This window comes from Brevundimonas vesicularis, assembly GCF_044807075.1.
GTDB lineage: Bacteria > Pseudomonadota > Alphaproteobacteria > Caulobacterales > Caulobacteraceae > Brevundimonas > Brevundimonas vesicularis_G.
Genome location: NZ_CP085234.1, coordinates 2,551,200 through 2,575,322 on the forward strand (window position 1 = coordinate 2,551,200; position 24,123 = coordinate 2,575,322).

Consider the following 24,123-nt stretch of genomic DNA (forward strand, 5'->3'; position numbering starts at 1 on the left):
TCGTGAATAGGCTCCGATAAGAGCGACGAAGGAAACCGGTGTCAATGCGCTTTAGTCGAGCCCCATGGCGTCGGCCGCGAGTCGCGGCTATGCCTTCAAGCTGCACATAGGGAAGGAGCCGAGCCTTGGCTCAAGACGATCCGCGATCCGGCAAGCCGGGCAAGCGGGCAACCATCAACGATGTCGCCCGTGAGGCGCAGGTCTCCAAGAAGACCGTCTCGCGGGTCATCAATCAGTCGCCGTTCGTCAAGGAAGACACGCGCGAAAAGGTCAACGCCGTCATCAAGGCTCTGGGGTTCACGCCTGATCCACAGGCGCGCGGCCTGGCCTTTCGACGCTCGTTCCTCGTCGGTCTGATCTACGACAACCCCAGCCCGACCTACGTCGTGAACATGCAGCAGGGCGTGCTGGATGCGCTAAAGGGGTCCGGCCTGGAACTGGTCGTTCATCCTTGTAATCGCAACTCCCCTACCCTGCTGGAAGACATCAGGGGCTTCGTCGAGCGCCAACGTCTTTATGGCGTCATCATGCCGCCTTCGGTGTCCGAAGACGAAAAGGTCATCGACCTGCTGCGCCAGCTCGACTGCCCCTATGTCCGCATCGCCTCGGTGGCGTTGGATGAACCTCAGGCGATGGTGGTCACCAATGACTGGATCGGCGCGGCTGAGGCGGCGGCGCATCTGGCCGACCTGGGACACAAGCGAATCGGTCTGGTGCGCGGGCCGGACCTGTTCCGGTCATCGGCCGTGCGGGGCAAGGGGTTCCTGGACGCTCTGGCCGAACGCGGGATCCCGCTGGACCCGGCTTACGATTTCAAAGGCGCCTATACGTTCGAATCAGGTGTGGAGGCGGGCCACGCCCTCTTGGCGCTGGAAACGCCGCCGACCGCCATCTTCACCCTCAACGACGACATGGCCATCGGGGTGATGCAGGCGGCGCGAGATCGCGGCCTTGAGCTACCGCGCGACCTGTCCGTCGTCGGCTTCGACGATTTGCCGATGGCGGCGCGGGTTTGGCCCAACCTGACTTCGGTGCGCCTGCCGATCCGCGACATGGGACGGATGGCGGCCGAAAAACTGCTGGCGCCGATGCGGGGCATAGATCCGACCAAGATGCAGCAGCCCGAAGTTCGACCGGCCCTGGTGGTGCGCAAGTCAGCGATCCCGGCAGTCTGAGTTGGGTCGGCGCCCGTGATCGCGCGCCGACCTCTCTGAGCCTCAGGCCGTTTCGAGCGCAGGCTTGGCGGCGAGAACGCCCTTCAGATAGTCGCGAATGCCCTCATCCGTAGCGTTGGCGAAGAAGTAGTCCTGGAACTTCTCGCCGGCGATGGCGGCCTTCAGCAGGTCCTGATCCATCGTCTTCAGAACCGTCAGCATGTCGTGGCAGGTCACGGCCTTCAGGTCGCTGAGTACGCCGCGGTTCTTGCGCATGATCTCGGCGCGCTCCTTGGGGTAGCCCAGGCCGCGCTCGCCATCGAACAGCTTGCGATAGACGTCCTGCAAATTCAGTTCTGCAGCCCAGCCGAAGCCCTTGGCATAAGGCATCGAAATGGCGTTGCCGTCGTTGATCTGGCCGAACAGGAAGGCGTCGGTCGGGTCGATCACCAGACCGCAGAAGACGCCAGGCATGCTGTTGCAGGCCAGCATCGAGCCCATGCCGGTTCCGCACCCGGTGACGACGAAATCGGCCGCGCCGGAGTTCAACAGAATGCCGGTCAGCAAGCCGTTCATGACGTAGGTCAGCGAGGCCTTATCGTCGGCCGCGTACATCCCATAGTGGAAAACTTCATGGCCCAGCGGTTCGGCGACGGCGGTCAGTGCGGCATGCACCGTCTCGCTTTTGGCGGCCTGGCTGTTTTCGATGATGAGAGCGATCTTCATGGGGAATCCTCAAGACGGTGACGAAGCGATGCCGACATATGTGGGCGGGGTTGGTCTAATCGATTGCATCATTATATGACACCGGTTACCTAGTCCACAGAAGGGCGGGCGTAAGAACCGTTTCGGCGTCTCGCGCTGCGAGTTCCCAGGGAGACCGGCATGTACGATCCCATGTACGATAAAGTCTATCAAGCCACCCATCCCGACATGATGGACGGGGCCTCGAACCAACAGCTGCGCGATCGCTATCTGATCCAGGATCTGTTCGTTTCAGGCAGGATCAAACTCAACTATTCCCACCATGAGCGGATGATCATCGGCGGCGCCACGCCGGCCGAGACGGCGCTGAGCCTGCCGACGCATTCGGAACCTCCGTCGCTGGCCGGCGCGCCCTTCCTTCACGCCCGTGAACTGGGCGTCGTCAATATCGGTGGCGCCGGTTCGATCACCGTTGACGGCGAGACCGTCAAACTGGGCTTTCGCGATGGCCTCTATGTGCCGATGGGATCGACAGACGTCAGCTTCGCTTCCCAGAACCCCGCCGAGCCGGCCAAATTCTATCTGGTCGCCACGCCCGCCCACGCCCGCTACGACCTGACAAAGATCTCGATCGACGAGGCCGTGCCGCTGGAAATGGGCGCGCTGGAGACGTCGAACGAACGGACCATCTACCAGTATGTCGTGCCGGCGAAGGTAAAGTCCTGCCAGTTACTGCTGGGCGTGACGGTGCTGAAGCCCGGCTCGGTGTGGAACACCATGCCGCCTCACATCCATGACCGCCGCTCGGAAGCCTATCTTTATTTCGGCCTGGGCGAAGACGACCGCGTCTTCCACTTCATGGGCGAACCGGACAAGTCGCGCCACATCGTCATCGCCGACGGGGAGGCCGTGATCTGCCCGCCGTGGTCAATCCATACCGGCGCAGGCACTTCGAACTACACCTTCATCTGGGGCATGGGCGGCGAAAACCTCGACTACACCGACATGTACAAGCTCGACATCTGCCAGCTGAAGTAATCAGGACAAGAGGAAGAAAAATATGAGCAATCCATTCGACCTGACCGGCAAGGTCGCCCTGGTCACCGGCGGCAACGTGGGCCTGGGCCAAGGCATCGCCCTGGCTCTGGCCGAGGCCGGCGCCGACATTGTCTCGGTCGCCCTGTCGGAGTCCGACGACACGGTCGCGAAGGTCCAGGCGATGGGCCGCCGCGCCCATGCCATCAGCGCCGACCTGACCTCGATCGAGCCGGTCGAACGCGTGGTTCAGGAAGCTCTGGCCGCCATGGGCCGGATCGACATCCTTGTGAACAACGCCGGCCTGATCCGCCGCGCTGACGCGGTGGACTTCACCGAGGCCGACTGGGACTTGGTGATGAATATCAACCTGAAGACGGTCTTCTTCATGAGCCAGGCGGTCGCCCGTCTGTTCATCAAACAGGGCGACGGCGGCAAGATCATCAACATCGCCTCCATGCTGTCCTTCCAGGGCGGCATCCGCGTACCCTCCTATACGGCGTCCAAGTCGGGCGTCGCCGGCCTGACCAAGCTGATGGCCAACGAGTGGGCGCCGCACCGCATCACCGCCAACGCCATCGCCCCCGGCTATTTCGCCACGGCCAACACCCAGGCCCTGCGCGAGGACCCGGTCCGTTCGGCCGAGATTCTGGGCCGTATCCCGGCCGGTCGCTGGGGCGAGCCGTCGGACCTGGGCGGCGCGGCCGTCTTCCTGGCCAGCCGGGCCTCCGACTATGTCCAGGGCGCCATCCTGCCGGTCGACGGCGGCTGGCAGGCGCGCTGATCCAGGGCTAGCGTTGCGATCATGACCCAGGCTGCATCTTCCCGCCGCATCCTCTGCTTCGGCGAGATGTTGCTGCGGTTTTCGCCCAACGACAACGAACTGCTGATGCAGTCCCCTGCCCTGACCGTGCGTCCGGCCGGCGCCGAGGCCAATGTCGCCGTGTCACTGGCTCGCTTCGGCGCGCCAACCGGCATGGCGACGGTCCTGGCCGACAATGCGCTGGGCCGCGGCGTGCGTGACGAGGTGCGCAAACACGGAGTCGACACCTCTCAGGTCGTCTTCAAACCCGGCCGTATGGGTCTGTATTTCCTAACGCCCGGCGCTGTGCGTCGTCCGTCGGAAGTTCTCTATGATCGCGCCGGATCGGCCTTCGTCGAACATGTCGATACGGCCTTCGACTGGGACCAACTTCTGGACGGCGTGGAGTGGCTGCACGCCTCGGGCGTGACCCCGGCGACGGGGCCGAATGGCTCGGCCGCCGCCGTCGCCCTCATCGAGGCCGCCGTCAAGAAGGGCGTGAAGGTCAGCTATGACGGCAACTTCCGCGGCAAGTTGTGGGAACAATGGGATGGCGATCCGCCGGCCACGCTCGGCAAGATGCTGGCCGGCGCCACGGTAGCCTTCGCCGACGACCGCGACTTCGCCCTTGTGCTGAAGACGACATTCGTCAGCCCCGACCCGGCTGTGCGTCGTCGTGAAGCCGCCACGGCCGCCTTCGCCGCCTTCCCCCGCCTGCAACGCATCGCCTGCACCCTGCGCGTTCAGGATAGCGTCGCCGACCAGGCCTTGTCGGCTGTCATGCTGACGCGCAATGGCGGCGAAGTGATCGAGACCAGAGCCGAGGCCATTCACATGGCCGGGGTAGTGGACCGGGTCGGCGGCGGCGACGCCTTCGCCTCGGGCGTGCTGTTCGGCCTGTGGAGCGACTGGTCGGATCAGGAGGCCCTCGACTTCGGCCTCGCCGCCGCCGGCTTGAAACACTCGGTCCCCGGCGACTTCAACCTGTTCAGCGCCGACGACGTGCGCGCCGCCATGGGCGAAGGCGGGTTTGATATCCGCCGCTGAGGCTGCGAACATTGAGATTGGGTGGAGGCCGCGTGGAGAAGCCGATGCGGCCTTTTTCAATCGCGCCAAAGGACTAGGAAACCGGTGTCAACCATGCTTCAGTGACGGTTCGAAACGGTCATTAGAAACCGTGCGAGAGAGGTCACACCAGGAGTTTCCATGTCCGTCACGTCCATGAACCGCCGCGCCCTTTTGGCCGCGGGCGCCGCCGCCACCTTCGTCGCCGCTTCAGGGCCCGTCATGGCCCAGGCGTTGCCAGAGCGCGCCGCCATTCTGGACACCATGAAGCGCGCCGCCCGGTTCATGAGCGAAGAGGCCGCCGTCGAAGGCGGCTATGTCTGGCAATATCTGCCCGACTTCTCGCGCCGTTGGGGCGAGCTTGAGGCCAACCCGACGATGATCTGGGTCCAGCCGCCGGGCACCGCGACCGTGGGCCATCTGTTCCTGGACGCCTATCACGCCACCGGCGACGAGTTTTACTATGAAGCGGCCAAGAAGGCTGCGGACGCCCTGGTCAAGGGCCAGCACCCGCTGGGCGGCTGGAACTATGTGATCGACACCGCCGGCGAGGAGTCGCTGAAGCAGTGGTACGGCACGGTCGCCGCCAACGCCTGGCGATTGGAGGAATTCCACCACTACTACGGCAACGCGACGTTCGACGACGCGGGGACAGCCGAGGCGTCGCAACTGTTGCTGCGGATCTACCTTGAGAAAAAGGATCGCAAATATCTGGCGCCGCTGAACAAGGCGATCAGCTTTGTGCTGGAGAGCCAGTACGACAACGGCGGCTGGCCGCAGCGCTATCCGTTCGTCGAGAACGGCGGCCTGCACGGCCATGCCGACTATACGCCCTACATCACCTTCAACGACGACGTGGCCGGCGAGAACCTGGAGTTCCTGATTTACGCCTATCACGGCCTGGCGCGGAACGGTCGGGGCGATGCGAGGATCCTGGACGCCATCAATCGCGGCATGGACATTTTCGTGAAGACCCAGCAACCGCTGCCGCAGCCCGCCTGGGGCCTGCAGCATTTCCCCGACACGCTGAAGCCGGCGGGCGCCCGGACCATTGAGCCGCAAGCCTTCGTCACCCACACGACCGGGACCAATATCAAGTCGATGATGGGCTTCTATCGCCTTACCGGGGACCGGAAATATCTGGCCCGCCTGCCCGAGGCCATGGACTGGCTGGATCAGGTCGCGGCCAAGCCGCCGTTGAACACGCCGGGCCGCACGCACCCGACCTTCATCCTGGAAGGCGCCAACACCCCGATCTACATCCACCGGCGCGGGTCGAACATCGCCAACGGCCAGTACTACGCCGACGACAACCCCACCAATCTGATCGTCCACTACGGTTCGTTCCGCAATGTGGACACCCTGGCCCTGCGCGCCGAATACGCACGTCTGTCGGCCATGCCGGTCGATGAGGCGACGCGCGGTTCGCCGCTGAAGGCTCGCCCCGGCTCGCTGAACCTGCCGAAGTATTTCACGCTGCAGGACGTCGATGTCTGGGACATGTCCAGCGACGCGCGTCGCCCGACCGCGCCTCACGCCGGTCGCGCGGCCGAAGTCATGGCCGGGCTGAATGCGCGCGGCTATTGGCCCACGCCGCTGACCACGACATCAAACCCGTACAAGGGGCCCTCGCCCACCGCCGTGACCGGCGGCGAATACCAGATGACCCGTGTCGGCGACCTGTGGGACACCTCGCCTTACAACACCGACTTCCCGGTCGAGGGCGTCTCCACATCGGTCTTCATCCGCAACATGGGCGACCTGATCGAGGCGTTGGGGGCTTAGGGCTGCGGAGCCTAGAGATAAGCCCCCACCTGCCAGGGCACGAACTCGTTGTCGCCGATGCCGAGGGCTTCGGATTTGGACGGCTCGCCTGACGCGACATCGAGCATCTTCTGGAAGATGACCTCGCCGACCTCAGCCAGGCTGGTCCCGGTCAGGACAGGCGAGGCGTCGATGTCCATGTCCTCGTCCATCCAGTTCGCCAGTTTGGCGTTGGAGGCGACCTTGATCGACGGGGCGGGCTTGGCGCCGAAGACCGAGCCCCGGCCGGTGGTGAAGACGATCAGATTGGCGCCCGAGGCGATCTGGCCCGTCGCCGAGCACGGATCGTAACCGGGGCTGTCCATGAAGCTGAGGCCCTTGGCCTGAAGCGGTTCGGCGTATCCGATCACGTCGTTCAGCGGGGTCGAACCGGACTTGGCCACCGCACCCAGCGACTTCTCCAGGATGGTGGTCAAACCCCCCTTCAGATTGCCGGGCGAGGGATTGTTGTTCAGCTCCATCTGGTGGCGATCTGCGTAGTCGCGCCACCACGCCAAACGCGCGTTCAGCTTGTCCGCAACATCCTGAGACGCCGCACGCCTAAGCAGCAGATGTTCCGCACCCCAGATCTCGGGCGTTTCCGACAATATGGCCGAGCCGCCGTGCGCGACAAGCAAATCGACAGCTGCGCCCAAGGCCGGATTGGCGGTGACGCCGGACCAGCCGTCCGAACCGCCGCATTGCAGACCGACAGTCAGGTGAGATGCGGACTCAGGTTGGCGCTGGACCTTGGCGGCCTCAACGACCAGTTCGCGCACGACCTCGATCCCGGCCTCGATCGCCCGGGCCGTGCCGCCGGCATCCTGGATCGTCAGGGCGCGCAGATGCGGGCCGGATTGAAGGCCTTCATTGGTCAACCAGGCTGGAATCTGATTGGCCTCGCAGCCCAAGCCCACAATCAGGATCGAATGGAAGTTCGGGTGCCGGGCATAACCGGCCAGCGTCCTCTGCAGCAGGGTGACGTCGCTGCTGAGCGACGAGCCGCCGCAACCGCCCTGGTGGGTAAAGGCGACCACGCCATCGACGCCTGCCGGCAGGCTGGAGTCCGGGAAGGCGTCGGCGATGCGACGCGCCACGGTGGCCGAACAGTTCACGCTGGTCAGAACGCCGATATAGTTGCGCGTGCCGACGCGACCGTCCGGGCGAACTATGCCGTTGAAGGTCGCGCCTGACAGGGGCGTGGGCCGCCGCAGGTCAGCCCCGAACTCGGCCTCACGGCCGTCTTCCGCCATCGCCAGATTATGAACGTGGACGTGGTCGCCGGCGGCGATGGCGGTCTTGGCGCGACCGATGACCTGACCATAGCGGCGGACCAGACCGCCCTCCTCCACCATATGACGAGCGATCTTGTGACCGGTAGCGATGTCGGCGCGCGCCGGGGCGTTCAGACCATCGGGCGTATCGCCGCTGGCGATGTCGTCCAAAGCGATGGCGACGTCGTCGACGGGGTTTAGGGTCAGGACGCGAGACATGAGTTTACTCCGCAACCATACGCGCGGCCGCGACGGCGCCGTTCTGGTTGATCGACAGATAGGCGGACGTAACCGCTGCGGCGAACCGGTCGTCGGCGGCCAACGCGGGCGGGAAGACGGCTGACAGGGTCAGCAAGGCCGAAACTCGCGCCTGGTCGTTGTCTGCATCGGCCAGGAGTTGGGCGGTCTTAACCGCCAGCGGATCATCGACGACGACGGTCTCGCCATTTTCGGTCACGCCCGACTGCCATTTCATCCAGGCGGCGACGCCCAAAGCCATAGCGTCGATACCCTGCCGCGCCGCCAGACGTTCGGCGGCTCCGGCCAACATGCGCTGGGGCAACTTCTGGGAGCCGTCAATGGCGATCTGGCGCGTGCGATGCATCAGGGCCGCATTGGAGAACCGGGCCATCAGCGCGTCGCGATAGGCGGGGACGTCCAGACCCGGCGGAGGGTTGAGCGTCGTTTCGGCCTCATCCCACAGAGCCTCGACATAGGCGCGAAAAGCCGGCGCCGCGACGACCTCGTGGACATGCTCGTAACCCGACAAAGCGCCCAGATAGGCGATGGCCGAGTGTGCCCCGTTCAGAAGGCGCAGCTTGGCGTCCTCCCACGGTTCGACCGCATCGGTCAGTTGCACGCCTAGAGACGCGAAGTCGGGCCGTTCGCCGGCGAACCAGTCCTCGATCACCCACTGGGTGAAGGGTTCGGCCTTGACCATTCCCTGGTCTTCGACGCCGAGACGGGCGGTCAGGCGGGCGATGTCGTCGGGGGTAGTCGCCGGGACGATCCGGTCGATCATGGTCTGGGGGAAGGCGCCCTCGGCTTCGATCCAGTCGGCCAGCGCCGGGTCGATCTGGCGCGCCATCGCCAGCACCCCGGCCCGGATGCGCTTGCCGTTGTGGGGAAGGTTGTCGCAACTGATGACGGTGAAGGGCTTCAGCCCAGCCGCCTTGCGGGCCTGAAGCGCCGCGACGATGAAGCCCGGCGCGGTGCGGGGCGCGGCGATGTCGGCCAGATCGGCCGCCACATCGGGATCGTCCAGCAGCAGGTCGCCGGTCGCCGGGTCGAGGCGATAGCCCTTTTCCGTCACGGTCAGGGTGACGATATGGACATTGGCGTCGGCCATGGCGGCGACCAGGGCGGCGGGGTCCTCCGGCCCGACCATCACGCCCGCGCAGGCGCCGATCACCCGCAGATGCTCGTCCGATCCGTCACGCACGATCAGGGTGTACAGCCCGTCCTGCGGATTCAGCTGATCGCGTACGCCGGGCGACCGAAGCGAAGCCCCCAGCACGCCCCAGCGCGGATCGCCCGACCTGATCGCATCGTCGAACACCACCGCCTGGTGGGCGCGGTGGAAGGCGCCGATGCCCAGATGGACGACACCCGTCTTCACTTGGGCGCGGTCGTAGCCGGGCACGGCGACGTCGGCGAGCAGCCCCTTCAGGGCGGCTTGGTTCAATCTGCTCACAGCTTGTACGCCGCCTTGACCAGGCCATAGGTCAGGGCGTGGGCCAATTCGTGCGCCTCGTCCTCCTCCATCCGGTGCTCGACGACCAGTTTTGCCAGGAAGCCGCAGTCCATGCGCCGCGCCACGTCGTGACGGGCGGGTATGGACAGGAAGGCGCGGGTGTCGTCGTTGAAGCCGACGGTGTTGTAGAAGCCGGCCGTTTCGGTGACCTGTTCGCGGAAGCGACGCATACCTTCTGGGCTGTCGTGGAACCACCAGCTGGGCCCCAGCTTCAGCGCCGGATAGTGGCCGGCGAGCGGCGCAAGTTCGCGGCTGTAAGTGGTCTCGTCCAGAGTGAACAGGATCAAAGACAGACGGCTGTCCGACCCGAACCGGTCCAGCAGCGGCTTCAACGCCCGGACGTAATCCGTCTGGGTCGGGATGTCGCAACCCTTGTCTCTGCCGAAACGGTTGAAGACGGTGGCCGAGTGGTTGCGGAACGATCCGGGGTGCAGTTGCATCACCAGACCGTCCTCGACCGACATGGCGGCCATTTCGGTCAGCATCTGGCCGCGGAACAGTTCAGCGTCGGCGGCCGAGGCCGGGGCGGTCGAGACCCGCTTGAACAAGGCCTCGGCATCCGCCTTAGACAGATCAGCGGTGAAGGCCGTTGGATGGCCGTGATCCGTCGAGGTGGCACCCATCTCGATGAAGAAAGCACGGCGATCGCGTAAGGCCTGCAGGTAGCCGTCCCACGACAGCGTATCGCGGCCGGTCTGTTGGGCCAGGATCTTCAGATTGTCGCGGAAACCCTCGTAGTCCGGATCAAGAACCGGATCCGGGCGATAGGCGGTCAGCACCCGCCCCTTCCAGCCCGAGGCTGCGATGGTCTTATGATGCTCCAGCGTATCGAGCGGACTCTCGGTCGTGGTCAGGACCTCGATATTGTAGCGGTCGAACAGGGCGCGCGGCCTGAAGGCGTCGGTCTTCAGGGCCGCATCGATCACGTCGTAATAGTGATCCGCAGTCTCGGCCGACAGGCGCACGTCGATGCCGAAGGCCTCGGCATAGACCCAGTCGTGCCACATCCGCGAAGGCGTCCCCCGGAACAGGTGATAGTTCTCGGCGAAGCGCCGCCAGATCTTGCGCGGATCGCTCTCGACCGGCCCGCCATCGGCGCGCGGCACGCCCAGGTCCTCCATCGCCATCCCCTGCGAGTGCAGCATGCGGAAGACGTAGTGGTCGGGCGTGATCAGCAGCTCGGCCGGATTGGCGAAGGGTTCGTTCAGCGCAAACCAGCTCGGATCCGTGTGGCCATGCGGGCTGATGATCGGCAGCCCCTTGATCTCGCCATACAGACGACGAGCGATCGCCCGGGTGTCGGCGTCCGCCGGAAACAGGCGATCGGGATTCAATTTGAGTGGATGAACCATAGCGTCCCTCATTGCCTCATGGCGGAGGCTTGGATCGCCTCTCGATCTTGATGCAAAAAAGCCTACAACATGGGCCGTAAAAAGACACCGGTTACCATAGTCGAACCTCAGCTTGTTTTCGGCGTCAGACGTCGGATTTTCCGCAAGCCTGCGCTGGCGCCTTGCGTCCAGGCGCGAGGCTGGACATAAGGGCCGCTCACCGCCCGTGCGGGCCGGCTTAGCTCAGTTGGTAGAGCGCCAGTTTTGTAAACTGGATGTCGCGGGTTCGATTCCTGCAGCCGGCACCACGCCTTTCGACCATCGGGGACATGGCCGACACCACCAACAAGCTGGGCCACAAGATCGGTGCACGAGGCGGCAGAACACGCCAGGCGATCCTCGACGCGACCCAACGCCTGTTGAACGAGCGGCACTACGGGGAAATCCGCGTCGCCGATCTGGCTTCGGCCGCAGGTGTGTCTCCATCGAACTTCTACACCTATTTCAAGACGGTCGAAGAACCTGTTCTGGCACTGTGCGAGGTCGCTGCGGCTGATTTCCAAGGGCTTGCGACGCACTTTCAGGCCGACTGGCCGGGCGACAAGGCCTTCGTCATCGCGCGCGCCTTCATTCTAGACGTGATGGCCATCTGGCGCAGCCACGGTCAGGTGCTGCGCGTCGAACATATGCTGGCCGACAATGGCGACGCCGCCTTCGTCGAAAGCCGGGTGCGCCGTTTGCGCCGGCTTCACCTGTCCATCGAACGCCGCGTGGCCCAGGCCCACGCCAGCGGCCTGCATCCAAAGGACTATAATCCGCGGCTGGCCTCCTATCAGATCGCCTCCATCGCCGAATCGACGGCGGCCAGTTTCGATCTGTTGCGGCGGGCCGATACGCCCGAAGCCATTCTGGATACGGCGGCCATCATCATCGTAAAGCTGACGACCGGACGTTAGAGGCCCAACGGCCCATACAGCCAGGTCATCCAGATCCCGACGGCCAGGAAGACGCCGAACGGCAGCTTCTCCGATCCACTGACGCTGCGCCGAACCATCAAAATACCGAAGACCTGACTGAGCCCGACCGCGCAGGCCCACAGCAGCACGCTGGGCAGGCCCATCCAGCCGACCCAGGCCCCAGCTCCAGCGAACAGGAAAGGATCGCCTCCCCCCAGTCCCTGGCGCTTGCGGACGAGTTGGTACAGCCAACCGACCAGCCACAGCCCACAGAACCCGACGACCGCACCGATCAGATGGAAAAAGCCGAGGCCCCAATCCAGAATCAGCGCAACCGTGACGCCTGTCGAGATCAACGGCAGGGTCAGACTGTCCGGCAGCCAGAAGTGTTCCCCGTCGACGATGGCGATCAGCAACAACTGCCAGCCCAGAACGGCCGTGGCGGCGATCATGAACGCCGAGGCGGCGCCTGTCGCGCCCCACAGCCCGGCCCAGATGCCGACCGCTGCCGAAGCTAACTCGATCAGGGGATAGCGCGGCGAAATTCGCGTGTGGCATCGCGCGCACCGCCCGCGCAAGGCAAGCCAGCTGAAGACCGGCACAAGCTCCCAAGGGCGTAACGTCTGATCGCAGCCCCGGCATCGCGAGCGAGCGACGACGATGTCCTCTTCGCGCGGCAGGCGAACGCTGACGGCGGCGATGAAACTACCGACGATCAGGCCCAGCCCGCCCATGAGGGCGGCGGCGAGTACAGGATTCATCAAGGGCGTCCCGAAGGCGGCGAACCCTTCCGGCTTAACCGCCTCCGAGCGCCACCGCCACATGATAGGTCACCAGCGACGCCAAATAGGCCAGACCGAACATGTAGCCGATCATGATCCAGGTCCATTTCAGCGAGTTGGTTTCACGCCTCACCACGCCTAGCGTCGCCACGCACTGGGGCGCAAAGATGTACCAGGCCAGGAAGGACAGGGCCGTCGCCAGCGACCAATGCGACGCCAGGGTCGAGGCCAGAAGGCCTGTCGCATTCTCGGCGTCGGCGATGGCGTAGGTGGTGCCCAGCGCCGCCACCGCGACCTCGCGCGCCGCCATGCCGGGGATCAGGGCGATGACCATCTGCCAGTTGAAGCCGATGGGGGCGAAAATGGGCTCGAGCGCCCGGCCGATCATGCCCGCGAACGAATAGTCGATGGCCGGCAGGGCCGCATTCTCCGGCGGATAGGGGAAGGTCGCGAGCACCCACAAGATGATCACCAAGGGCAGGATGATGCGGCCGGCCCGGTTCAGGAAGATCTTGGCCCTAAGCCACAGATTGAAGCCGACGCTGCGCAGGTCCGGCGTCTTGTAGGCCGGAAGCTCCATCATGAAGGGCTCGACCGCCCCACGCCAGAACACCTTGCGGATCAGCAGGGACACGATCAGGGCGCTGATGATGCCGGCAGCGTAGAGGCCGAACATCACTAAACCTTGCAGATTGGCGAAGCCCCAGACCGTCTCATTCGGAATGAAGGCGGCGATGATCAGCGTATAGACAGGGATGCGCGCCGAGCAGGTCATCAGCGGCGCGACCAGAATGGTGGTCAGGCGGTCGCGCCGCGAATCGATCACCCGCGCCGCCATCACGCCGGGAATGGCGCAGGCGAAACTGGATAGCAGCGGGATGAAGGCCCGGCCGTGCAGCCCCGCCCCGCCCATGATCTTGTCCATCAGGAAGGCCGCGCGGGCCATATAGCCGAAGTCTTCCAGCGCGATGATGAACAGGAAGAGGATCAAAATCTGCGGCAGGAACACCAGCACGCTGCCGACGCCGGAAATGATCCCGTCCACGATCAGGCTTTGCAGCAGGCCATCGGGAAGGACATTGGCGACCAGACCGCCCAACCAGGCGATGCCGGCCTCGATGCCGTCCATCACGGGCGCGGCCCAGCTGAACACGGCCTGGAACATCACGAACAGCAGGGCGAACAGGATCAGCAACCCGCCGACCGGATGCAGCAGCACCGAATCGATCCTGCCGGTCAGGGTGTCGGGCCGCTCAGGCGGGCGGACGCAGGCCTTCATGATCCGCTCGGCTTCGCGGGCGGCCGTTCGCAACTCGGCGGCGTCCGGACTGCGCCATTGGCTTTCGGTCACGGCGGCCACGGCGGCCTGGTCCTCAATGGCGGCGACCAGATCGTCGATGCCGCGCTTGCGCGTGGCCACGGTGGTGATGATCGGCACGCCCAGTTCGGCGCGCAGTCGCTCCAGATCGATGCGCAGGCCCTGGCGCTGGGCGATGTCATACATGTTCAGCGCCAGAACCATCGGCCGACCGACGGCCTTCAGCTCCAGGATCAGGCGCAGGACCAGACGCAGATTGGTGGCGTCGGCGACGCAGACCACCACGTCGGGCGTCGTCTCGCCGGCCAATCGCCCCAGAACGGCGTCGCGCGTGACCTCCTCATCAGGGCTGCGGGCGCGCAGGGAATAGGTGCCGGGCAGGTCCAGCACCGACATCGTGCGGCCCGAGGCGGCGCGGATCAGGCCTTCCTTGCGCTCCACCGTCACGCCGGCGTAGTTGGCGACCTTTTGGTGAGCGCCGGTCAGGGCGTTGAACAGAGCCGTCTTGCCGCTGTTGGGATTGCCGACCAGCGCGACGCGAGCCGTCTTCAGCGCAATGTCCATCAGGCGGCGTCCAGCCGGATCGACAGGCTTTCCGCCTCGTGGCGACGCAGGGCCACGCGCATGTCGTCCACCTTCATGGCGATGGGGTCGCGTCCTAACAGACCTTCGTGCAGCAGTTCGATCTGCGCGCCTTCGACAAAGCCCAGTTCCAGCAGACGGCGTTCCAGCTCGACCGCCTCGCCCTGATGGTGACAGTGGGCGCCCACCTGAACGATGACGCCGCGATCGCCGCGTCGGGCTTGGCTCAACTTGATGATGTCGGTCAATTCTACGCTCGCACGGGCGAGGCCGCTCCCCAACGGCTCCGCGTTTCTTTGACACTGATTATCAGGTGCGAGGGGCCTCCGTCCAGCAGGACAGCTTGACCAATTGCCGCGCCGATGCGTTCCGGTATCAAAAAGGCAAACAGGAAGCCGCCATGACACGCCACGCCCTCGTCGCCCCCCTTCTTCTGGCCCCGTTTTTGACCTTGGCCGCCTGCGGTCAAGGCCAGCCGTCCGCAAACGCCCCTGCCGCGCCGGCCCACGTGCTGACGGATGCGGAAAAGGCGACCCTGTTGGCCTCCCTGCCCGCCCCCTACAATGCGGGCGACCTTGAGAACGGGCGTCGGGCGTTTGCGCGCTGTCGCGCCTGCCACACCATCGGCGAAGGCGGCCCCGACATGGCGGGTCCGAATTTGTACGGCGTGTTCGGCCGCAAGGCGGGCGATCGTCCGCGCTATAACTATTCCAACGCCATGCGCACGGCCAACTTCACCTGGGACGCCGAGAAGCTGGATCACTGGCTGGAAAACCCGCGCACCTTCCTGCCCGGCAACAAGATGACCTTCCCCGGTCTGGCCGACGCCACGGATCGCCGCGACGTCATCGCCTTCCTGAAGGTGGAGACGGGCTACAGGCCAGAGCCGGCGCCCACCTCCTGATCAATCAGGCTTCGGGCAGTTCCTTGGGGCCGCCTTCGCGCAGCTCCTGCGCTTCCCACTCCTCGATCTTGCGGGCGGTCCATTCCGGCGACTTGGTGAAGCGCGCCAGGACGCCATAGATCACCGGCACGACGAACAGGGTCAGGACGGTGGCGAAGATGGCGCCGGTGAAGATCACCACGCCGATCGTCTGACGGCTGCCGGCGCCTGCGCCTTGCCACAGCACCAGAGGCAGGGCGCCGAAGGCGGTTGCGATCGAGGTCATGATGATCGGACGCAGACGCAAGGACGACGACTCAATGATCGCCTCCCGGATCGACCGCCCCTGGTCGCGCAGTTGGTTGGCGAACTCCACGATCAGAATGCCGTTCTTGGCCGCCACCCCGATCAAGATGATCAAGCCGATCTGGCTATAGATGTTCAGGCTGGAGCCCGCCATCAGCAGGCCGAAAAGCCCGCCCGCCGCCGCCAGCGGCACCGTCAGCATGATGACCGCAGGCGTGATCCAGCTTTCGAACTGGGCCGCCAGAACCAGGAAGACCAGCAACAGCGCCAAACCGAAGGCCGCGAACACGGCCCCGCCCGCCTCCTGCTGATCGCGCGCCGCACCGCCCCATTGCGTGACGACGGTCCCTTGCGGCTGCTTCGCCGCCTCGGCGTTCAGGAACTGTATCGCGTCGTCGATCGTGGTGCCGGGATTGAGGTCGGCCTGCAGGGAGATCGCGCGCTGCCGATCCAGACGACGACGGTCCGGCGTGTCGCCGCTGGTCTTGGTGGTGACTACGGCCGACAGGGGCACCAGTTGGCCGCCGCCGGTCGCGACATACAGAGCTTCCAGGTCGGCGACCTCGCGACGATTGTCGCGCTCGGTCTGCAGGATGACGTCGTATTCCTGACCGCCCTTGATGTAGGTCGTGGCGCGGCGAGACCCGAACATGGTCTCCAGCGTGCGGCCGATCGATTGTGACGAAACGCCCAGCGCGGCGGCTTTCTGCGGATCGACATCGACCAGCAGACGCGGCGAGTTCGGCTCATAGTTCAGACGCGGACGCGAGAAGCCGGGATTGGCCTGGGCCGCGGCCAGCATCGGCTGGAGCCAGGCGTAGATCTGCTGGTAGTCGCTGCCGGTCGCGATCAGCTCGATGGAGTTGGAGTTGCCGCCGCCGCGCTGGAAGGCGCCGGGGGTCGAGGCGTTGACCTGGGCCCCGGTCTGGCCGCGCAGCTTGCCGTTCAATTCCTGAGCGATCTCGGCCGCCGAGCGGTCGCGCGTGGACCAGTCGGCAAGCGTGAGGACCGCATTGCCGGAGTTGAAACCGCTGCCGCCGAAGCCTGGCGCGGACACCAGATAGCTGTCGGCCTCGCCGCTGGCCTTGTATTCGGCCAGCAGCGGCTCCAGCCCCAGCATGATCTTGCGGGTGTAGTCGAAGCCCGCGCCCTCAGGCCCGGCGACGCGCACCGTGACCCGGCCGCGATCCTCGTCCGGCACCAGTTCGTTGGGCAGGGTCAGGAAGATGCCGCCCGCCCCCGCGGCCACCAGCAGGATCAAGGCGCCGACACCGATCACGGCGATGCGACGGCCCAACAGCATGTCCAGCGACCGGCCATAAGACGACTTCAGCCGGTCCATACCCCAGTCGACCTTGCGCGCCACCCAGCCGCCGCCATGGGCAGGTCGCAGGATCTTGGACGCCAGCATCGGCGACAGGCTGAGCGCCAAGAAGGCGGAAAAGGCGACGGCCGCCGCGATCGCCGCAGCCAGCTCGACGAACAGACGTCCGACATAGCCCGGCAGGAACAGCAGCGGCGCGAACACTGACAAGAGGACGATGGTGGTGGCCACGACCGCAAAGAAAACCTGGCGCGCGCCACGCTCGGCGGCGACCAGCGGCGGCTCGCCGTGGTCCAAACGGCGTTGGATGTTCTCGACCACCACGATGGCGTCATCGACCACGAGGCCGATGGCCAGAACCAGGGCCAGCAGCGTCAGCAGGTTCAGCGAGAAGCCCAGCGGCGCCAGGACGATGAAGGTCGCCAGCAGACAGATCGGCGCCACGATGGACGGAATCAGCGCGGCCCGCAGGCTGCCCAGGAAGATGAAGTTCACCAGGGCCACCAGGGCCATGGAGATCCCGATGGTGATCCAGACCTCGTCGATCGCGTGCGAGGTGAAGACCGAGTTGTCGGATCCGACCTCGATGGTCACGCCCGGCGGCAGGGTCGGCCGGATTTCCTCGATCATCTTGTGGACGCCGTCCGAGATGGCGAGGTCGTTGGATTGCGCCTGACGGGTCACGGCCAGGCCGATCTGGTCCATGCCGTTGCCGCGGAACAGACGCCGGTCTTCTTCCGGCGCTTCCTCGACGCGGGCGATGTCGCCCAGGCGCGTCACATAGGTGGGCTGCCCCTGGATGATGGCCGAGGATCCGCTGCCCGTCCCGGTGGCGACTGTCGCCGAGGTCGAGGCCGAGCCGCGGGTGCCGATGGGCAGTTGGCGGAAGTCCTCCGGCAGGGCGTAAGTGCGCGCAACGCGGACGGTGTAGTCCTTGTCCGTCGATTCCAGCGAACCGGCGGGCAGTTCGACGTTCTGGTTCGTCAGGGCCGTCTCGACGTCGTTGACCGTCAGACCCCGCGCCGCCATGGCCGCGGAATCCAGCCAGATGCGCATCGAGTAGCGCTGCTCGCCATAGATGTTGACCTGGGCCACGCCGGGCACCGTCGCCATCCGGTCGATCAGATAGCGGTCAGCATAATCGGTCAGCTGAAGCCGGTTCATGCTGGTCGAGCGCAGGAAGACGATGATGATCGGCTGGCTATCGGAATCGGCCTTGGCCACCTCGGGCGGATCGGCCTGATCCGGCAGGCGGCCGACCACGCGGCTGACGCGGTCGCGCACGTCGTTGGCGGCGTCGTCGATATTGCGGTCCAGCGAGAACTCGATGTTCACGTTGGAGCGCCCGTCGCGGCTGGTCGAGTTGATGCGTTCGACGCCCTGGATGCCCGCGATCTGCTGCTCCACCGGCTCGGTGATGCGGCTCTCGATCACCTCCGCCGAGGCGCCGGCGTAGCTGGTGTTGACCGAGACGATGGGCGGATCGACGTCCGGCAGTTCGCGCACGGGCAGGAAGAAGAAGGCCGCCGCGCCGATCACGCACAGCACGATGGCCGCGACGGCCGCGAAGACGGGCCGCCGGACCGAGACGTCGGACAGCATCATTTGGCGGCGCCCGACTTGCGACCCTGGCCGCCCACGCTGACGGGCGCGCCCGGCTGAATACGGTTCAGGCCCGATCCGACGATGCGGTCGCCGGCCTCGAGGCCGGACAGGATTTCGACGAAGCCGTTCTCGACCGCGCCGGCCTCGACCTCGACCCGCTGGGCGGTGGAGCCGTTCTGGCCGGGCGCGATGCGATAGACGAAGGCGCCGGCGCCTTCATATTGCACAGCCGACTCGGGCACGGCGGCGCTCTGACGCTGGCCCTGCTGGACCGCGACGCGCATCAGCATGCCAGGACGGATGCGACCACCGGGGTTGGGAAACTCCGCGCGGGCCGTTGCGGCGCGGGTCGTTTCGTTGACGCGCGTGTCGATCAGGGCGATCCGGCCCTGGAACGGCTCGTCGCCATAGGCGTCCGCCGTCGCCGTCAGCGCGGCCCCGGGCCGCAGAAGGTTCAGATAACGCTCCGGCAGCGGGAAATCGACGCGGATGGTCGAGGTGTCGTCCAGCGTGGTGATCACCGCGCCTGGATTGATCAAGGTGCCTGCGGTGACCGTGGTCAGCCCGACCCGCCCCGAAAACGGAGCCCGGATCACCCGGTCGCCGCGACGCGCCTGGGCGGCCTGTAACGACGCCCGCGCGGTTTCCAATCCGGTCTCGGCCTGTTCCAGCATCACCTGGGGCGCGACGCCCCGATCAGCCAACGCCTTATAGCGATCGTATTCACGCTGGGCCTGATTGACGGTGGCGCGAGCCTCGATAATGGCGGCGTCCTCCTCGCGCGCCTGAAGTTCGACCAGCGGCGCGCCGGCCGAAACGTACTGGCCATCCGTGAACAGGACGCGGGTGATCAGTTCGGTGGTCGAGGAGGTGATGTTTACCGACCGCTCGCCGCGCGCCACGCCCAAAACGCGAATCTGATCCGAGAAGGGTCGCTGCGCCACGACGGCCTCGGACACCTGCTGCGCTCCACGTCCGCGACCGCCGCCCGGCCCTGCCGCCTTCTTCTCATCTCCTGCCGAGACTTTGACGATGGTGGCGACGACCATCAGGGCAAGCAGGACGGCGGCGACGACGAGGAAGAAATGACGTTTGATCACGCGGGAGTCTCTCGGTCGGGGGGACGCCGCATTGCATTACCGGGTAATGAGGTGCGCGCAATGTCTGCTTCAACGCGCCAGCCGGCAACTTCCGTCGCGAAAAGATGCGCTAGAAGCGGCGCCACAGCGCGACGACAGGTCCGCGCGCGATCGCGGCCTCGCGCCCTGCGACGGTTTGCCTCCATCCGGCCTGCAAGCTCCAGTCGCCGAAGTCACGCACCACCGAGGCTTCCAGTGAGAGCCAGCGCGCGCCGCCGTCAGCCGCGCCGCCGAACGCCTGACCCAGCACCATCCAATCCTCGCCGATCCGGGCGCCTGCCGTGGCGTCTATGCGGGTTTCATCCGGCAGGCCGTCGCGAAGACGGCGTGCGGCCTGAAGTTCGACGAATGCGCCGTCCATTACCCAGCGCTCGCCCATCTCGCCGAGGGACCGGCCGACCGAAACTCGCGCCTCCCAATCGTGATCGCCGACGCCCGGCGCGGCATAGCCGGCGTTGCGCCCCTCCCCGGCTTGCGTATAGCCGCCGTAAAGGCTGACGGCGTTCCGGTCGTCGCGCCAGACCTGCCAGGTCGCACCGATCTCGATGGGGCCGCGCCCGCTGTAATCAACGAAGGCGTCCTCGCCGTCCTGCCAGTCCGCCTTTAGCTGAAGCGCCAGCCGATCCGACACGCCGTATTCGGCGAATAGACCCAAGGTCGCGTCACGCCGCCGGCCAAGAAGATCACGCTCCTCGCCAGCAGCGTCGAAACCTGTGTCGGCGTTCAGCCGCTCGTATTTGACAATGGCCTGGCCCTTGCCCTTCGGCTGGGTCCAGGCGCCGGCGAGGGCTTGGGTCGGCGTCAGCGCCGCGAGGACCAGCGCCCCCGCGAGAACGGGAATTAGGCGTCGTAGCCCGGCGACTTGCGATCGAGTTGGCGCAGCGCGCCCGGCCAGGCCAGCGACGAGATGAAGCCGATGCCGCGCCCCTGCTCCTTGGTCTCGGCCTGCGCTTCGTCCGGCGCCAGCAAGATGTGCTCGCGCCCGCCGGACAACGCCGCAACCTGCTGCGCGCAGGCCCTCTCCAGAAAGAAGATGCCGATCCATGCCTGAGCCGCCGTTTCCCCGACCGCCAGCGTGCCGTGGTTTCGCAGCAGCATCAGCGGTTTGTCCCCCAGGTCGGCGACCAGACGTTCGCGCTCGTCATGGTTCAGGGCCAACCCCTCATACCCATGATACGCAACCTGATGCTGTAGTAAACACGCGTTCTGACTGACGGGGAGCAAACCTTCGGCCTGAGCGGCGACGCCCACGCCGGTCACTGTGTGCAGATGGATGACGAACTTGGCGTCCTCGCGCGCGGCGTGGACCGCCGAGTGGATGGTGAAGCCCGCCGGATTGATGAAATACGGCGTGTCCTGGACGATGTTCCCATCCAGATCGACCTTCACCAACGAAGAGGCCGTGATCTCGTCGAAGTAGAAGCCGTAGGGATTGATCAGAAAATGATGCTCCGGCCCGGGCACGCGCGCCGAGATATGGGTGAAGATCATGTCGTCCCAGCCGTTCAGGGCGACGAGCCGATAGAGGGCCGCCAGCTCGACACGGACCTGCCATTCGGCTTCGGACACGCGCGACTTGATCGAGGGACTGGTTCCGTCCGCCATGATTTCCTCCTGCCTCTGGATGGGCTTTTACAAACCGTCACCCCGCGTGGTCGCGTCGTCAAGCCGACAAGGCCGCCGTTGACGTGACGTCACCCCCTGCGGCGGCCTTGCTTAACCCGGTCTTCATTACACAAGCATATGGTTAAGCATCGTCGCCGGTTCGGGGAGCCGCCTTGTCTGTCGTTCAACTGGAGCCGCCCCGCGACGCCTGGGATGACCGGACCGTGTCCCAGCTGCTGGCGCTGGCAAACAGTCGTTCGGCTGACGACCGACAGCGTCTGCTGCTGAGGGTCACTTCCCTGTGCGAGACCACACGACCGCCGTCGACGGTCGCGCCGCTGCTCAGCGACATCTTCATGACTTTGGCTGCCCAGGCCGAGCGTGACATCCGCCTGGCCCTGTCCGAGCGGATCGCTGGTGTCGACTGGGCGCCGCCGGCCCTGGTCAATATGCTGGCGCTGGATGAGATCGAGATCGCGCGACCGGTCATCGCCTCCAGTCCTCTTCTTAACGACAACGACCTGATCCGACTGCTGATCGAGGCGACGCTGGAGCATCAGATCGCGGTCGCCCGTCGCCCGCAGTTGGCGCGTCCGGTCGTGGACACGATCGTCGAACGCGCCGAGCCCGTCACCATGACCGCTCTGGCGTCCAATCGGTCAGCCGACATCGGCGAGGAGGCGATGCGCAAGCTGGTCGAACATTCACGCCGCATCGCGGGCCTGCGGGCGCCGTTGACGCGTCACCCCCGGCTGAACGAACAACTGGCTCAGCAACTCTATCAGTGGGTGGGGCAGGCCCTGCGCCAGTCCATCGGCGAGCGCTTCCGCATCGACGACGCCCAGCTGAACGTCGCCGTCCAGGACGCGGCGGCGAAGGCCGTCGGTAGCCCCGAATGGCGCGCCATGCCCGGCGGCCGATTGACCCAGAATCGTGAACGCAGCGAGGCGGAACGTCGGCTCGTGGACAAGCTTCGAGCCGCCGGTCAGTTGCGGCCCGGTCTGCTGGTGCGCGCGCTGCGGGAACAGCGCTTCGAACTGTTCGAACAGGCGCTGGCCGTCCTGGGCGGCTTCAGCGAGGCTCAGGTGCATGACGCCATACGCGCGCCGACCGCCGAACCGTTATATCTGGCCTGCATCGCCGTGGGCGTAGACAAGGCCGTCTTCGCCTCCCTGCTGGTCGAGGTGCGCAAACTGTCTGGCGGCCTGCCGGGCGATGGCGGCTGGAAGGCGACGCCGATGAGCGCGCACGCCGCCTCTCGCGCCTTGCATCAGATGATGCCCAACTCCGCGACCGTTTGACTCTGCGCCCAAGCTCGGGCCACGTCGCCAAGTGACTCAGTCAAGCTCCTCTCCCCTGCCCTCATCGCCCCGGTTGGCCTTCGTCGCCAGCGATCGGCCCGAAGCCCAGGCGGCGCGCAAAGCCCTGATCGCCCGCTATAGCGCCGTGCCTGAAGCCGAGGCCGATGTGATCGTCGCGCTGGGGGGCGACGGCCAAATGCTGGAAACTCTGCACGGCAACCTTCGCCAGCGCACGCCCGTGTACGGGATGAACCGCGGATCGGTCGGCTTTCTGATGAACGACTATGATGAAAACGGCCTGCTGGAGCGGATCGCGACGGCCGAAAAGACGGTCATCCACCCGCTGCAGATGGACGCTTGGACCGAAAGCGGCGAAGTCCACACCGGCCTGGCCATCAACGAGGTGTCGCTGCTGCGCCAGACACGCCAATCTGCCAAGCTGCGCATCACCGTCGATGAGCGCGTGCGGCTGGAAGAACTGTCCTGCGACGGCTGTCTCGTGGCGACGCCTGCGGGGTCGACCGCCTATAATCTTTCGGCGCACGGCCCGATCATTCCTCTGGACGCCCGCATCCTGGCCCTGACGCCGATCAGCGCCTTCCGGCCCCGTCGCTGGCGCGGTGCCCTGTTGTCGCACGGCGCCAAGGTGCGGTTCGAGGTTCTGGAGGCCGACAAACGCCCGGTCTCGGCGACCGCCGACAACTTCGAGGTCCGCCGCGTCGCCCGCGTCGAGGTGCGCGAGCGTCGTGACGTCACCCTGACCATGCTCTTCGATGCGGGCCGGTCGTTCGACGAGCGGGTGATGGCCGAACAGTTCGCCAACTGATCGGTCACGGCTTCTTAAGCCCGCTATCGTATCTTGGCGAGAATGTCCTATGGAGCCCGCCATGAGCAATCCGGCGCAGATCACCCCTCCGACCAACTCGCTGCGGCTCAAAGTCGGCGGCGGCTTCGGCATCAAGGCCGACGCCATCGCCAAGGCAGAGGAGGCGCTGAAAGCCATGTCGGCCCAGTTCGGCCAGTGGCTGAACGACGAGATCGTCAAGCTGGACAAGGCGCAGGCCGACATCCGTGAGCAGGGCTACACCCCCGCCACCGCCGAGGCTCTGTATTTCCGCGCTCATGATTTGAAGGGCTTGGGCACGACCTATGAATATCCGCTTGTGACGCGCATCGCCGGTTCGCTGTGCAAGATGCTGGACGACGCCGATCGCCGCATGACGGCGCCTATCGCCATCCTGGACGCCCACATCGACGCCATCCGCGCCGTCGTCCGCGACCAGATCAAGACCGACGAACATCCGACCGGCCGCGCCTTGGCCGAGACTTTGGAAGCCCGCGTCGCAGATCACCTCGCAGGCTGAAGTCCCCCCAGCCGTTTGCGAAAGGCCCGCCGTTTC

The 24,123-nt window shown here is 65.7% G+C and carries 21 protein-coding genes and 1 tRNA gene; 11 read left to right on the forward strand and 11 right to left on the reverse strand.

Features of this window, described 5'->3' with window-relative positions; genetic code table 11:
- The first annotated feature begins 125 nt into the window (after positions 1-125).
- Positions 126-1,175 (forward strand): LacI family DNA-binding transcriptional regulator, encoded by a 1,050-nt coding sequence (locus LG306_RS12855; RefSeq protein WP_404415118.1) that lies wholly within the window; start codon positions 126-128, stop codon positions 1,173-1,175.
- Between the two features lie 42 nt (positions 1,176-1,217).
- On the opposite strand, the gene LG306_RS12860 is transcribed toward LG306_RS12855, so the two are convergent.
- Entirely contained in the window at positions 1,218-1,880 is a 663-nt protein-coding gene (locus LG306_RS12860) for an RpiB/LacA/LacB family sugar-phosphate isomerase (RefSeq protein WP_404415121.1), read from the reverse strand.
- 171 nt (positions 1,881-2,051) lie between these two features.
- Here LG306_RS12860 and kduI point away from each other — a divergent pair, with 171 nt between their 5' ends.
- The 4 genes from kduI (at position 2,052) to LG306_RS12880 (ending at position 6,546) form a co-directional block, all read left to right on the forward strand.
- Positions 2,052-2,897, forward strand: coding sequence for a 5-dehydro-4-deoxy-D-glucuronate isomerase (gene kduI / locus LG306_RS12865; protein ID WP_404419728.1), 846 nt, complete (start codon positions 2,052-2,054; stop codon positions 2,895-2,897).
- Positions 2,898-2,919: 22 nt separating this feature from the next.
- On the forward strand, positions 2,920-3,678 hold the full coding sequence (kduD, locus tag LG306_RS12870; RefSeq protein WP_404415124.1) for a 2-dehydro-3-deoxy-D-gluconate 5-dehydrogenase KduD: 759 nt from the start codon (positions 2,920-2,922) through the stop codon (positions 3,676-3,678).
- A gap of 21 nt (positions 3,679-3,699) precedes the next feature.
- On the forward strand, positions 3,700-4,743 hold the full coding sequence (locus LG306_RS12875) for a PfkB family carbohydrate kinase (protein ID WP_404415127.1): 1,044 nt from the start codon (positions 3,700-3,702) through the stop codon (positions 4,741-4,743).
- A 159-nt stretch (positions 4,744-4,902) separates the two neighbouring features.
- Positions 4,903-6,546, forward strand: coding sequence for a pectate lyase (locus tag LG306_RS12880; protein ID WP_404415130.1), 1,644 nt, complete (start codon positions 4,903-4,905; stop codon positions 6,544-6,546).
- A gap of 11 nt (positions 6,547-6,557) precedes the next feature.
- Here the strand turns inward: LG306_RS12880 and LG306_RS12885 are convergent, their stop codons facing one another.
- From LG306_RS12885 to uxaC, 3 genes are read right to left on the reverse strand one after another with little or no spacing between them, the layout of a single operon-like run.
- Positions 6,558-8,057: a UxaA family hydrolase gene (locus LG306_RS12885; RefSeq protein ID WP_404415133.1), complete on the reverse strand. Its 1,500-nt coding sequence runs from the start codon at positions 8,055-8,057 to the stop codon at positions 6,558-6,560.
- Between the two features lie 4 nt (positions 8,058-8,061).
- Complete coding sequence (locus LG306_RS12890) at positions 8,062-9,531, reverse strand: mannitol dehydrogenase family protein (RefSeq protein WP_404415136.1); 1,470 nt, start codon at positions 9,529-9,531, stop codon at positions 8,062-8,064.
- On the reverse strand, positions 9,528-10,943 hold the full coding sequence (uxaC, locus tag LG306_RS12895; RefSeq protein WP_404415139.1) for a glucuronate isomerase: 1,416 nt from the start codon (positions 10,941-10,943) through the stop codon (positions 9,528-9,530). The genes LG306_RS12890 and uxaC overlap by 4 nt, the downstream gene beginning before the upstream one ends.
- 211 nt (positions 10,944-11,154) lie before the next feature.
- Here uxaC and LG306_RS12900 point away from each other — a divergent pair.
- Together LG306_RS12900 and LG306_RS12905 are read left to right on the forward strand one after the other, a co-directional pair.
- Positions 11,155-11,230: transfer RNA gene (locus tag LG306_RS12900), tRNA-Thr, on the forward strand.
- 21 nt (positions 11,231-11,251) lie between these two features.
- Positions 11,252-11,878 (forward strand): TetR/AcrR family transcriptional regulator, encoded by a 627-nt coding sequence (locus LG306_RS12905; protein WP_404415142.1) that lies wholly within the window; start codon positions 11,252-11,254, stop codon positions 11,876-11,878.
- On the opposite strand, the gene LG306_RS12910 is transcribed toward LG306_RS12905, so the two are convergent.
- From LG306_RS12910 to LG306_RS12920, 3 genes are read right to left on the reverse strand one after another with little or no spacing between them, the layout of a single operon-like run.
- Positions 11,875-12,639: a prepilin peptidase gene (locus LG306_RS12910; RefSeq protein ID WP_404415145.1), complete on the reverse strand. Its 765-nt coding sequence runs from the start codon at positions 12,637-12,639 to the stop codon at positions 11,875-11,877. The two genes, LG306_RS12905 and LG306_RS12910, sit on opposite strands and share 4 nt — an antisense overlap.
- Positions 12,640-12,673: 34 nt before the next feature.
- A complete protein-coding gene (locus tag LG306_RS12915) occupies positions 12,674-14,542 on the reverse strand; it encodes a ferrous iron transporter B (protein WP_404415148.1) in 1,869 nt (622 codons plus the stop codon).
- Entirely contained in the window at positions 14,542-14,808 is a 267-nt protein-coding gene (locus LG306_RS12920) for a ferrous iron transport protein A (protein ID WP_404415151.1), read from the reverse strand. Before LG306_RS12920 ends, LG306_RS12915 begins: the two co-directional genes overlap by 1 nt.
- A 152-nt stretch (positions 14,809-14,960) precedes the next feature.
- On the opposite strand from LG306_RS12920, the gene LG306_RS12925 reads away from it, so the two are divergent.
- On the forward strand, positions 14,961-15,464 hold the full coding sequence (locus LG306_RS12925; protein WP_404415154.1) for a c-type cytochrome: 504 nt from the start codon (positions 14,961-14,963) through the stop codon (positions 15,462-15,464).
- 4 nt (positions 15,465-15,468) lie between these two features.
- Here LG306_RS12925 and LG306_RS12930 read toward each other — a convergent pair whose 3' ends face one another.
- The 4 genes from LG306_RS12930 to LG306_RS12945 form a co-directional block, all read right to left on the reverse strand.
- Positions 15,469-18,675, reverse strand: coding sequence for an efflux RND transporter permease subunit (locus LG306_RS12930; RefSeq protein WP_404419730.1), 3,207 nt, complete (start codon positions 18,673-18,675; stop codon positions 15,469-15,471).
- Positions 18,675-19,778: an efflux RND transporter periplasmic adaptor subunit gene (locus LG306_RS12935; protein WP_404415157.1), complete on the reverse strand. Its 1,104-nt coding sequence runs from the start codon at positions 19,776-19,778 to the stop codon at positions 18,675-18,677. The genes LG306_RS12930 and LG306_RS12935 overlap by 1 nt, the downstream gene beginning before the upstream one ends.
- 109 nt (positions 19,779-19,887) lie before the next feature.
- Positions 19,888-20,472, reverse strand: a complete 585-nt coding sequence (locus LG306_RS12940; RefSeq protein ID WP_404415160.1) for a hypothetical protein — start codon at positions 20,470-20,472, stop codon at positions 19,888-19,890.
- Between the two features lie 185 nt (positions 20,473-20,657).
- Complete coding sequence (locus LG306_RS12945) at positions 20,658-21,422, reverse strand: class II aldolase/adducin family protein (RefSeq protein WP_404415163.1); 765 nt, start codon at positions 21,420-21,422, stop codon at positions 20,658-20,660.
- Between the two features lie 173 nt (positions 21,423-21,595).
- On the opposite strand from LG306_RS12945, the gene LG306_RS12950 reads away from it, so the two are divergent.
- From LG306_RS12950 to LG306_RS12960, 3 genes are all read left to right on the forward strand, one after another.
- The gene (locus tag LG306_RS12950) at positions 21,596-22,723 is read left to right on the forward strand and encodes a DUF2336 domain-containing protein (protein ID WP_404415166.1); all 1,128 of its coding nucleotides are present in this window, start codon (positions 21,596-21,598) and stop codon (positions 22,721-22,723) included.
- Positions 22,724-22,796: 73 nt separating this feature from the next.
- Positions 22,797-23,549 (forward strand): NAD kinase, encoded by a 753-nt coding sequence (locus tag LG306_RS12955; protein ID WP_404415169.1) that lies wholly within the window; start codon positions 22,797-22,799, stop codon positions 23,547-23,549.
- Positions 23,550-23,610: 61 nt separating this feature from the next.
- Positions 23,611-24,087, forward strand: coding sequence for an Hpt domain-containing protein (locus LG306_RS12960; protein ID WP_404415172.1), 477 nt, complete (start codon positions 23,611-23,613; stop codon positions 24,085-24,087).
- The last annotated feature ends 36 nt before the right edge of the window (positions 24,088-24,123 follow it).

Bases quoted from the DNA above. Each gene is read 5' to 3' on its own strand.
- LG306_RS12860 (WP_404415121.1), bottom strand. From the start codon at position 1,880: ATGAAGATCGCTCTCATCATCGAAAACAGCCAGGCCGCCAAAAGCGAG.
- kduI (WP_404419728.1), top strand. From the start codon at position 2,052: ATGTACGATAAAGTCTATCAAGCCACCCATCCCGACATGATGGACGGG.
- kduD (WP_404415124.1), top strand. From the start codon at position 2,920: ATGAGCAATCCATTCGACCTGACCGGCAAGGTCGCCCTGGTCACCGGC.
- LG306_RS12875 (WP_404415127.1), top strand. From the start codon at position 3,700: ATGACCCAGGCTGCATCTTCCCGCCGCATCCTCTGCTTCGGCGAGATG.
- LG306_RS12880 (WP_404415130.1), top strand. From the start codon at position 4,903: ATGTCCGTCACGTCCATGAACCGCCGCGCCCTTTTGGCCGCGGGCGCC.
- LG306_RS12885 (WP_404415133.1), bottom strand. From the start codon at position 8,057: ATGTCTCGCGTCCTGACCCTAAACCCCGTCGACGACGTCGCCATCGCT.
- uxaC (WP_404415139.1), bottom strand. From the start codon at position 10,943: ATGGTTCATCCACTCAAATTGAATCCCGATCGCCTGTTTCCGGCGGAC.
- LG306_RS12905 (WP_404415142.1), top strand. From the start codon at position 11,252: ATGGCCGACACCACCAACAAGCTGGGCCACAAGATCGGTGCACGAGGC.
- LG306_RS12910 (WP_404415145.1), bottom strand. From the start codon at position 12,639: ATGAATCCTGTACTCGCCGCCGCCCTCATGGGCGGGCTGGGCCTGATC.
- LG306_RS12915 (WP_404415148.1), bottom strand. From the start codon at position 14,542: ATGGACATTGCGCTGAAGACGGCTCGCGTCGCGCTGGTCGGCAATCCC.
- LG306_RS12925 (WP_404415154.1), top strand. From the start codon at position 14,961: ATGACACGCCACGCCCTCGTCGCCCCCCTTCTTCTGGCCCCGTTTTTG.
- LG306_RS12930 (WP_404419730.1), bottom strand. From the start codon at position 18,675: ATGCTGTCCGACGTCTCGGTCCGGCGGCCCGTCTTCGCGGCCGTCGCG.
- LG306_RS12945 (WP_404415163.1), bottom strand. From the start codon at position 21,422: ATGGCGGACGGAACCAGTCCCTCGATCAAGTCGCGCGTGTCCGAAGCC.
- LG306_RS12960 (WP_404415172.1), top strand. From the start codon at position 23,611: ATGAGCAATCCGGCGCAGATCACCCCTCCGACCAACTCGCTGCGGCTC.